Below are 10,016 nucleotides of genomic sequence, written 5' to 3'. Positions count from 1 at the left end.
CGTGATGCTCGTCCGGGCTGGTCTCAACCCGGCTGGTGCTGATCTTGTAAGCCCCGCCACCTGCTAGGTGCCAGGCGAAGTGAGCCAGGAATCCCTCTCCTCCAGGAGAGGGAGGAGTCAACCTGGTCTCCTCGTCTGGGTCGTGCCGGCAGCCGCGACGGGGCCGGGTCATGGCCGGCCCGGGGAGCGCAGGACGAGGGCGGAGTTGAAGCCGCCGTGGCCCCGCGCCAGGACGAGCGCCGTGGACACGGGGGTGTGCCGCGGCGCGGTGACCAGATCGAGGCCGTAGCCGGGGGCGGGTGTGACGTTCGCCGTCGGCGGGATCACCCCGTCCCGCATGGCCAGCAGGGCGGTGGCCACATCCAGCGGGGCGGCGCCCGCACCGAGCCGTCCCGTCATGGTCTTGGGCGCGGTGACGGGGACCGCCCGGGGCCCGAAGACCGCGGTGATCGCGTCCGCCTCGGTCCGGTCGAGCTCGGGGACGCCGGCCGCATCGGCGAAGACGACGTCGATCTGGCCCGGCGACAGGCCCGCGTCGTCCAGCGCGATCTCGACGGCCTTGCGCAGCGCGGGCCCGCGCCCGCTGCCCGGACGCGGGTCGAACGTGGATCCGTAGCCGCTGATCTCGCCGTAGATCCGGGCGGCGCCACGCCGGCGGGCGGCGTCGGCGTCCTCGAGGATCAGCAGGGCTCCGCCCTCACCGGGCACGTATCCGCACGCGTCGGCGTCGAAGGGGAGGTAGGCCCGCTCCGGCCGCTCCTCGCGGCTCAGCTTCCCGGTGGTGAGCTGGGCCGCCCACCCCCAGGGGCAGATGGCGGCGTCGACCCCGCCGGAGAGGATCAGATCGCTGCCCTTGCGGACCAGACGGCGGGCGTGCGCGAGGGCGTCCAGGCCGCCCGCCTGGTCGGAGACCACCACACCGCTGGGGCCGCGCAGACCGTGCCGGATCGAGATCTGGCCGGTGTTGACGGCGTAGAACCAGGCGAAGGACTGGTAGGCACTGACGTACTGGCTGCCCTTGCTCCACAGGTTCTGCAGCTGGTCCTGGCCGAACTCGAAGCCGCCGCAGGTGCTGGCGGTCATCACACCCATGCCGAGGGTGTCGGCCTCCCGCAGGCTCACCTCGGCGTCGGACAGGGCGTGATCGGCGCCGACGAGGGCCAGCTGGGTCATCCGGTCGGTCTGCGGGACGAGCCGGCTGGGCAGATGGTCCTCGACCGCGAACCCCTCGATCTGGCCGGCCAGTTTGGACGGGTAGCTCTCCGGATCGAAACGCGTGATGCGGCCGATGCCGCTGCGGGACGCGCGGGTGGCGTCCCAGTAGTCCTCCACACCGCAGCCGTTGGGGGACACGATGCCGATGCCGGTCACCACCACCTGGGAACTCATTCCGCTGTCTTCCTGTCCGGTCGGGCGAGGACCATCGCGCTCTGGAAGCCACCGAAACCGCTGCCGACGGTCAGCACCGTGTCGGTGCGCCAGTCGCGGGCGGTCAACGGCACGTAGTCGAGGTCGCATTCGGGGTCGGGATCGTGCAGGTTCGCCGTCGGGGGCACCACGTTGTTCTCCATCGCCAGGACGCAGGCGGCGATCTCGATCGAGCCGATCGCGCCCAGCGAGTGGCCCACCATCGACTTGATCGAGCTCATCGGGATCCGGCGGGCGTGCTCGCCGAGGCTGCGCTTGACGGCGCTCGTCTCGTGCCGGTCGTTCTGCTTGGTCCCCGAGCCGTGCGCGTTGACGTAGTCGACCGCGGTGGGGCTGATCCGCGCCTCCTCCAGCGCCGAGCGGATGGCCTCGGCCATCTCCTTGCCGTCGGGACGCAGGCCCGTCATGTGGAAGGCGTTGCAGCGCGAGGCGTATCCGGCGACCTCGGCGTACACGTGGGCCCCGCGCCGCAGCGCGGACTCCCGCTCCTCCAGGACGAACATCGCCGCGCCCTCGCCCAGCACGAACCCGTTGCGGGTGCGGTCGAAGGGCCGGGAGGCGTGCTCGGGGTCGTCGTTGCGCGGCGTGGTCGCCTTGATCGCGTCGAAACAGGCCATGGTGATCGGTGAGATCGGGGCGTCCGCGGCACCGGTGATCATCACCTCGGCCGAGCCGTCGCGGATCAGTTCGGCCGCGTAGCCGACCGCGTCGATGCCCGAGGTGCAGCCCGTGGACACCACCGTCGAAGGCCCCTCCGCGCCGACCGCCCAGGCGACCTCCGCGGCGAACGAACTCGGCACGAAGTAGTTGTACAGATGCGGGACGGCGTACGTGTGGTCGACGAGGTCGAGCCGGCCGCCGTCACTGACGACCCGGTACTCCTCGTCGAGCCCCATGGTGGCGCCCACGGCGCTGCCGACGGCCACCCCGATGCGGTGCGGTGCGAAGCCCTGCAGGTCCAGTCCGCTGTCCCCGAGCGCCTCACGGGCTGTCACCAGGGCGAACTGCGCGGCCCGGTCGGTGCGCCGGATCTCCTGCGGGCCCAGCCCGTGCTCGAAGGGATCGAAGTCGATCTCGGCCGCGACCCGGGACCGGAACGGCGACGGGTCGAAGAACGTGATCCCGCGGGTCGCCGTGCGGCCCTCGCTCAGCAGACTCCAGAAGTTCTTGGCCCCGATCCCTCCGGGAGCCGCCACCCCGACCCCGGTGACGACCACCCGCCGGCCGCTCACGCCGACTCCCAGGTGTAGAACCTGCGCGCCATGGCGTCCGCGGGGGAGCGCCAGGTGGCCGGGTCGTAGGCGTCGATGAACGGCTTGAGGTCCTGGCTGATCCGCATGAACCGCGGATCGGCCTTCGCCCGCTCGATCAGCTCCCCGCCGTTGTCGTCGTCGAAGTCCTGAAGATGGAAGTACAGACCGTTGAACATGAAGAGCTGGCGTCGCCGGGTCCCCATGCGATGCGGCATGTCGGTCTCGTCGAAAGCGCCGAAAAGCCCGGCCACATCGGCACTCGAACGAGAATCCATTTTGGCCACTATCAGATTGCTGTGCACTCGACCGCCTCCTCGAGGATGTGCTGCGCCTACAGATACTTGACCAGTGCCGTCCATTCGGCGAGCTCCTCCTCCGACAAAGGCGGCAGGCAAGGCTGTTCAGTGAAAGGGAGTCCGTGTTCCGCCCAACCGGGCGGCGGATACATGGCATTCCACGCGAACCCCATCCACATCAGGCCCTCGCCGAGGCTCTTCCCTATGGATCTCATGGCGGACCTGCGCCTCGCCCGCATGTCAATCTCCACTTCGCCGGGAAACCATCTGCTGCCACCTTGGGTGGCCCTCCTCAAGAGGAAACCGGCAACGCGTCGAATGCCGCTGGAAGGAATGTGAAGTTCCGCTCGCGCCGTTCTCGAGCGGAACCCGAGAAAACGGACGGCCGCATTTCGCGCCGGCCCCGGAAAAAGACAAGGGGGCGACTCCCCGCAGGAGCCGCCCCCCATCCGCCGCCGTCCGGCCCAGGACAGCCGGCACGAACCACCCGGCAGCCGTACGGGGCTGCGCACACCCAACTGCCGTACGCCCGAACGGCGTAACCCCACCGCACACCAACTGCCCTACACCCGGCCGTCGTAGGCCCACCGTGCACCAACTGCCCTACGCCCGAATGCAGTACCGCTGTCACCGGGTTCCTCCGAGGATGCCTCGGCCTTCAGGCCGGGGAGGAATCGGACTCCTGCGGAGCAGGGCAGGAAACGGGATTTCGCCCCCAGGGCGAAACACCGCCCTCCTGATTGGGTAGGCTGCACGCCGTGCGGTGCGAGAACCAAGCAAGCACACCGTGCTGATCGAGAGCCAAGACAGCACACGCACCTCCACGCTTTGCTGTATCAAACCGGGCCGGTTTCAACCCGGCTGGTGTTGATCGCGGAAGACCTGCCGGGTCGCTGACCCGCAGGCGGCGTGAGCCAGGAATCCCCCTGCTTCAGCTGGGGGAGGATTCAAACGGTGGAACGTACCCGCCGCTGGAACTCTGCGGTACGTACTGCGTAGTGCCAGGCAGCATCCCGGGCTTGGCATGCGGCGAGGACGTCGGCCGGGTCCTTAATGATGTGTACGCCAAGAGTGGTGTCCGCGTCGTCGAACTCGAAGCGCAGCAGGAGCCGCGAGTCGAGGAGCCAGAAGTCGAAGTCCGGCAGACCGAGTTGGGCGGCGCCCGCGCGATACAGGTTGCGGATGTCCTCCCCTGCGGCCACGTTCGTCAGACCGCCAGCCAAGAGGAACCGCTGTCCCTCCGTCGGGGGATCGTCGACCACTCGGACTCGCTCGAACCGTTTGCCCCGGGAGGTCTGCTCGCGGACGTTCTTCCGCCACAGGTTGTCGGGCGCGCCCGTGATGTCCTCGCCTGCCTTGAAGGCGGCCCATCGTGTGCTCTTGAGATCTGTGGCGTACCGGCGGCGCTGCTCCAATCGCCACGCCGTGTGCTCGAACTCCCTGAAAAGGTGACCGACTTCGGAGAACGGTGTCAGGGGTGGCACGTCAGTCCTTCGGGGCGTAGCGGGTGAGCAGCTCGCGCGGGATGACGACGAACGTCTCGGAGTCCTTCACGTCCCGCAGCTGCGCAAGGTGCTCGGGGTCGGTGAGCCTGTCGCCTTGGACGACGATGTCTCCCGTCTCTTCCACCTCGTACAGGGTAGGGCAGTCCCCGTCTTCGCTGGTGGTGCCGAGGAACCTGAGCGTCATGTCGTCCTCCGTGCCGCTGGGTTGGAGATTCCAGGATGCGCGGAGTTGCACGGCGCCGCTGGTGGATTGAGGCGGATTGCTTCAGGGCGGCAGCGCCGGGTGATTGCGAGCAACCGTCGGCCGGTCAGGCGGTGGGTGTGCCAGCAGGTTCGCCGGGTCGGGGCTGGGACATACCGTTTTGCTTGGCGCCCGTGCGGCGCCTCCCAGTCTTCGTGTGCGACGGCGGCTCACCCGGCGCTCTGTGAGCGGCCCGCGAGCCAGACAGCGATCCGCTCCTTGAACTCGCGGTTGACGTAGGGACTATCGCGAAGCGTGATCCATTCCAGATACCGCAGGATGTTCTCCGAGCGGTCCGGGTGGCGCACCGCGAGCACATCGACGCCAATCTCGCCCGTCGAGGCAATGACGTACACGCTGCCGTCGAGAGCCATCATGGCGAAGCCCGGGTGGCCCGCGTGGATGCCGAGGAACGCCGATGCCGCGCCCCGGCCCATGATGTCCCAGTGGTCCAGGAGCCGGACCCGGGTCCAGAGCGCCGGTGCGGTGTGGCTGTCGCTGTGCAGGTTCTGCAGGGTGGCCCGGTGCGTGCGGGTGCCCTGCGGAAGCTGGAGGAGGAACTCACGCCGGTCATCGAGAAGACCCGAGGAGACGGCGAGGTCGTACCAGTCCTCGTTGAGCCGCTCGACGAGCCGTGGGGTGTCGTACCGGTGGGAGAAGCCGCCGGCCACGTCCTCGGCACGGTATCCGGCGACGAACGGCATCGTGCCGTCCGGAACGGCGTCCGGGATCACCTCGAGGCCGGCCTGCCGCAGCGGCCGGTGCACCTTACGGTCGCGCTCCTGGGTACCCATCGGCCACTGTTCTAGCAGGAGCAGCGCACCAGCAGGCCCCCGGTCCGCCGCTTCCCCGTTCCCCGGCCTCCCGGCACAGGCGGGCCTTCGCATTGGCCACCTGACCGGTCGGACCGATCCTGCTCGCGTCAGGAACACAGCCCGAAGCACGCGGTCAGTGATGGTGGCCGCCCGCGTTCATGTGGGCGGCCGGAGAGACCACCAGGGGGCGCACCATGTGCTGTTCGTGTTCCAGCATGTGGCAGTGGTGCACGCCGCGGCCGACGACGGGGAAGCGGACGGCCACGGTGACCAGTTCACCCGGGGTGCCGTTCGGACCCGCGACGATCTGGCCGGCCGTTCCCACCCGGACGGTGTCCTTCTCCCCGAGTTCGTGCGCCTCCAGTTCGGCCGCCGCCTTGAACGCGACCGGCCTGGCCGAGCCGCGGGTGACGCGGTCGAAGCCGGTGATGTCGTAGTTCTCGCGGGACAGCACCTGGAAGTGCGCCAGGTGGATGTGCATGGGGTGGGGGGAGGCGGCCAGGTTCAGGTACTTCCAGATCTCCACCCCCTCGTGCGCCGCGGTGAACGTGCCGCCGTCGTCGTAGGCCATCGCCGTTCTGCGCAGCGTGGTGAGCGTGCCGTCGGCGTCCTTGACCTGGACGATCCCGGCGGCGGGCAGTGTGATGCCCTGCCCGTCGATCTCCTCCATCTCCCACAGCTCGGGCATGTTCTGCGTGCCGGGCCCCACCAGCACCACCCACCGGGGCGCCTGGTCGTGCGGCAGGTCGTGGTGGCCGACCCGGGTGAAGGTGGGGGAGAGCGTCTCGGGCAGCGTGAACTTGGCCGAGGGCCTGCGGTCGGCGACCCGGAACTGCATCACATCGGGTTCCAGCAGGTCGTTGCGCTTGCTGGAGGCGCCCGGAGTGACACCCTGCAGCGTGTTGACCAGCTTGAGCGCCTGCCCGCGGAACTCCCGGAAGTCGACCAGCACGTCGGCGCGTTCACCGGGGGAGAGGTTCAGCGCCCCCTCGACCGCGAGCGGCTTGTCGAGCAGCCCCTGGTCGGTCCCGATCACCTTCAGAGCCCCCGGCACGGGCTGCCCGTCGGCCAGCAGCATCAGCCGGTAGATCCGCGAGTTCGCGGTGTTGACGATCCGGAACCGGTACCAGCGCGGTTCGACCTCCAGATGGGGCCAGATCACCCCGTTGACCAGGGTGTAGGGGCCCGCCTGCGGGCGCATCAGGCGCTGCGCGCCGACCATCTCCACCTTGTGCAGCAGCCGGCCGGCCGGGGCGCCCGAGGCGTCCGTGTCGAAGTTGCGGTCGCTCAGGATCAGCGGGACCTCGTGCCGGCCGGCGGGCAGGTCCAGCGCCCGCTCCTCCGCGTTGCGGGAGATGAACAGGCCCGCCAGGCCCGCGAACACGCTGAAGCGGCTCACGTGGTGGGTGTGGTCGTGGTACCAGAGCGTGGTGGCGGCCTGGTCGTTCGGGTACGCCGACAGCTGGACGTCGCCGGGAGCCAGCAGGTTCTCCATCCAGCCGTCGTTGCCGCCGCCGGTCAGCATGCCGTGCAGGTGCACCACGGCCCACGGCTCCAGGCCGGCCACCCCGGCAACCTCCTGGCAGCCCTGGGTGCCGGGGTAGTTGGACAGCGGGTCGGGGGAGGGGCCGGTGGCCAGGCCGAAGTCGACGGCGGTGACCGGCAGGTTTCCCGTCAGATGGTTCTCCCACGCCACCCGCAGCCGCCGTCCGCGGACCGTCTCGATCGTCGGCCCGGGGTAGGCGCCCTCGTACGTCCACATCCGCACCGGCGGGAGCTGCGAGTGCACGGTGATGTCGGCGGTGCGCATGCGCACGGTCAGTTCGTCGTGGCTGCCGCGCTCGCGCGGGCGCAGCACCGGCGGGATCCGCAGCGGGTCGGTGAACTTGGTCAGCCCCAGCTCGGCCGCCGACGGCTCCGGGCCGCCGGCGGCCGCGCCGACGGGTGTGGCGAAAATGGGCGCGGATCCCACCAGGGCGCCCAGGCCCGCGACGGCTCCGCCCCGCAGCAGCGTACGGCGGTTGACTCCGGGCCCCTCGGGCCGCTCCGGTATACCGGCAGATGCAGTCTCCATCCCCGCGACGTTAGGGACGCCCGCTCCATAGAAGCTCGAACTCCGCTCCAGCACGCGCCTGCCGGCCCGGCCTAGAGGGTGGCCATCTCGGTGTCGCGGTGGACCAGCGCGGCGTAGCGGCCGCCGAGGGCGAGCAGTTCGTCGTGGGTGCCGCGCTCGGTGATGCGGCCCTGTTCCAGCACGATGATCTCGTCGGCGTCGCGGATGGTCGACAGGCGGTGGGCGACGGTGATGGTGGTGCGGCCCTCGCTCGCCGCGTCGATGGCCTTCTGGACGGCCTGCTCGGTATGGGTGTCCAGGGCGCTGGTGGCCTCGTCGAGGACCAGGACGGGCGGGTCGCGCAGGATGGCCCGGGCGATGGCCAGGCGCTGCTTCTCCCCGCCGGAGAACCGGTAGCCGCGCTCGCCGACCACCGTGTCGTAGCCGTCGGGCAGCGACATCAGGTAGTCGTGGATGTGCGCGATCTTCGCCGCGGCGACGAGGTCCTCGTCGCTCGCGTCGGGCTTGGCGAAGCGCAGGTTGTCGGCGACCGAGGCGTGGAAGAGGTAGGTCTCCTGGGAGACGACGCCGACCGCGGCGGCCAGCGTGTCGAAGGACAGGTCCCGCACGTCGATCCCGTCGATGGTGACGGTGCCGGCGGTCGCGTCGTACAGCCGCGGGACGAGATAGCTCAGGGTGGTCTTGCCCGAGCCGGTCTCCCCGACGATCGCCAGGCTGCTCCCGGCGGGCACGCTCACGTCGACCCCCTCCAGCGTCGGCCGCTTCGCCCCGGCGTAGGAGAAGCCGACCCCCTGCAGGCGCACATCGCCCCACAGGGCGGCGGGGACGACGGGGTTCTGCGGCTCGGCGACATCGACGGGCAGGTCGAGGTACTCGAAGATACGGGCGAACAGCTCCAGCGAGCTCTGGATGTCCAGCCCGATCGTCAGCAGCCGCTGCGCCGGCCGGAACAGGGTCTGCTGCAAGGTGGTGAAGGCGACCAGGGAACCCAGCGAGATCGCCATCCGCCCGCCGTGCGCGGTCAGTCCCGCGACCCAGTAGATGACCGCGGGCATGGAGGCCATCACGATCCAGATCGTCGACTGGTACCACAGGCCCGCCGTGCTCGCGCGGACCTCGATGGCGGTGAGCTTGCGGGACTGCGCGGCGAAGGTGTCGGTCAGCGAGCGGGAACGGCCCATGGTGTGGCCGAGCATGATCCCGCTGACCGACAGCGACTCCTGCACCATCGAGGACAGGTCGGCGAACTGGCGCTGCCGGTCACGGGTGATGGCGCGGCGCTCGTCCCCGACATGGCGGCTCACCCACACGAACGCCGGGAGCATCACCAGGGAGGCGATCGTCAGCCGCCAGTCGAGCAGGGTCATGGCGGTGGTGGTGGCGATGACGATCGTCAGGTCGGAGACCAGCGCGGTGGCGGTGGTCGTCACGGTGACCTGCATCCCGCCGATGTCGTGGGCGATGCGGGACTGCACCTCGCCGGTGCGGGTGCGGGTGAAGAAGGCCAGCGACATGCGCTGGAGATGCGCGTACACGGCGGTGCGCAGGTCGTGCATGACGAGCTGGCCGACCTTGGCGGACACGTGGGTCTGCCAGACGTTGAACGAGCTGGTGGCGATCGACACGACGATCATGCCGAGGGCCAGCAGCGACAGCAGACCGGTCCGGCCCTGCGGCAGCGCCACGTCCATGATCGCGCGGATCAGGAAGGGGTTGGCGAGGGAGACCAGGGACGAGCCCGCGACCAGGAACGCGACGAACAGCAGGTTCTTGCGGTAGGGGCTGAACAGCGCGAGGATGCGTCGCTTCTGCGCGGGCGGCGGGGCCGCTGCCGGCCCGGTGGTGGTCACCGATGTCCTCCGAGGGTGCCCCGGCCGTCAGGCCGGAGAGGAATGAAATGTGTGCGGGGCAGGGCAGGGAAGGGTGATCCGGGTTTCTTCATGCTTCGTGCCTCCCGGCGTAGTGGTGCGGTGGCAGCATGAGGCCATGGCGACACCAGGTGGTGTGGGGGAGGTCGGGTACGCCCGGTTCACCTACCGCCTGCGTGTGTCGTCCACCGCGCTGGCCCGCTTGGATGCCGAGTGGGCGCGCTGCCGGTGGGTGTGGAACGAGTGCGTGGCCGTGTCCCGCAAGGTCCACGGCCTGAACAGGAACGCCGCCGTCAAGGTGACGTGCGGTCCGGCGCAGCTCGACAAGATGCTGACCGGGGCCCGTGGCGCGATGGCATGGCTGCGCGAGGGCAGTTCGGTGCCGCAGCAGCAGATGATCCGGGACTTCACCAAGTCCCGCGCCAAGGCACTGGGGGACATCAAGGCCAAGCTGCCGGTGCGGCAGCGGGCCGGGATGCCCCGGATCAAGCGCAAGCGCGAGGCGCTGGTGTCGCTGAACTACACGCGGCGCGGCT

8 protein-coding genes and 1 pseudogene are annotated in these 10,016 nt (G+C 69.9%); 1 reads left to right on the top strand and 8 read right to left on the bottom strand.

From position 1 onward, the window contains the following. Positions 1–168: 168 nt before the first annotated feature. The 8 genes from ACWD68_RS40925 to ACWD68_RS40890 all read right to left on the bottom strand — a co-directional run bounded on the left by ACWD68_RS40925 (position 169) and on the right by ACWD68_RS40890 (position 9,462). Positions 169–1,389: a ketosynthase chain-length factor gene (locus tag ACWD68_RS40925; protein ID WP_451811556.1), complete on the bottom strand. Its 1,221-nt coding sequence runs from the start codon at positions 1,387–1,389 to the stop codon at positions 169–171. Continuing rightward, entirely contained in the window at positions 1,386–2,660 is a 1,275-nt protein-coding gene (locus tag ACWD68_RS40920; protein ID WP_451811555.1) for a beta-ketoacyl-[acyl-carrier-protein] synthase family protein, read from the bottom strand. The genes ACWD68_RS40925 and ACWD68_RS40920 overlap by 4 nt, the downstream gene beginning before the upstream one ends. Beyond that, on the bottom strand, positions 2,657–2,983 hold the full coding sequence (locus ACWD68_RS40915) for a TcmI family type II polyketide cyclase (protein WP_451811554.1): 327 nt from the start codon (positions 2,981–2,983) through the stop codon (positions 2,657–2,659). The genes ACWD68_RS40920 and ACWD68_RS40915 overlap by 4 nt, the downstream gene beginning before the upstream one ends. 941 nt (positions 2,984–3,924) lie before the next feature. Continuing rightward, positions 3,925–4,461: a DUF6879 family protein gene (locus tag ACWD68_RS40910; RefSeq protein ID WP_451811553.1), complete on the bottom strand. Its 537-nt coding sequence runs from the start codon at positions 4,459–4,461 to the stop codon at positions 3,925–3,927. 1 nt (position 4,462) lies between these two features. Continuing rightward, positions 4,463–4,666: a hypothetical protein gene (locus ACWD68_RS40905; RefSeq protein ID WP_451811552.1), complete on the bottom strand. Its 204-nt coding sequence runs from the start codon at positions 4,664–4,666 to the stop codon at positions 4,463–4,465. 227 nt (positions 4,667–4,893) lie between these two features. Then, positions 4,894–5,517: a hypothetical protein gene (locus ACWD68_RS40900; RefSeq protein ID WP_451811551.1), complete on the bottom strand. Its 624-nt coding sequence runs from the start codon at positions 5,515–5,517 to the stop codon at positions 4,894–4,896. 154 nt (positions 5,518–5,671) lie between these two features. Further along, a complete protein-coding gene (locus tag ACWD68_RS40895) occupies positions 5,672–7,612 on the bottom strand; it encodes a multicopper oxidase domain-containing protein (protein WP_451811550.1) in 1,941 nt (646 codons plus the stop codon). Positions 7,613–7,683: 71 nt separating this feature from the next. Next, the gene (locus ACWD68_RS40890) at positions 7,684–9,462 is read right to left on the bottom strand and encodes an ABC transporter ATP-binding protein (protein ID WP_451811549.1); all 1,779 of its coding nucleotides are present in this window, start codon (positions 9,460–9,462) and stop codon (positions 7,684–7,686) included. A gap of 136 nt (positions 9,463–9,598) precedes the next feature. Here ACWD68_RS40890 and ACWD68_RS40885 point away from each other — a divergent pair. Then, positions 9,599–10,016 (top strand): annotated as a pseudogene (locus ACWD68_RS40885) (RNA-guided endonuclease TnpB family protein); the annotation flags it as partial.

Source organism: Streptomyces sp. NPDC005141, assembly GCF_053599975.1.
The sequence above is the reverse complement of the archived record's forward strand: the minus strand, read 5'-3'. Positions and strand labels throughout refer to the sequence as shown.

Bases quoted from the DNA above. Each gene is read 5' to 3' on its own strand.
- ACWD68_RS40925 (WP_451811556.1), bottom strand. From the start codon at position 1,389: ATGAGTTCCCAGGTGGTGGTGACCGGCATCGGCATCGTGTCCCCCAAC.
- ACWD68_RS40900 (WP_451811551.1), bottom strand. From the start codon at position 5,517: ATGGGTACCCAGGAGCGCGACCGTAAGGTGCACCGGCCGCTGCGGCAG.
- ACWD68_RS40895 (WP_451811550.1), bottom strand. From the start codon at position 7,612: ATGGAGACTGCATCTGCCGGTATACCGGAGCGGCCCGAGGGGCCCGGA.
- ACWD68_RS40905 (WP_451811552.1), bottom strand. From the start codon at position 4,666: ATGACGCTCAGGTTCCTCGGCACCACCAGCGAAGACGGGGACTGCCCT.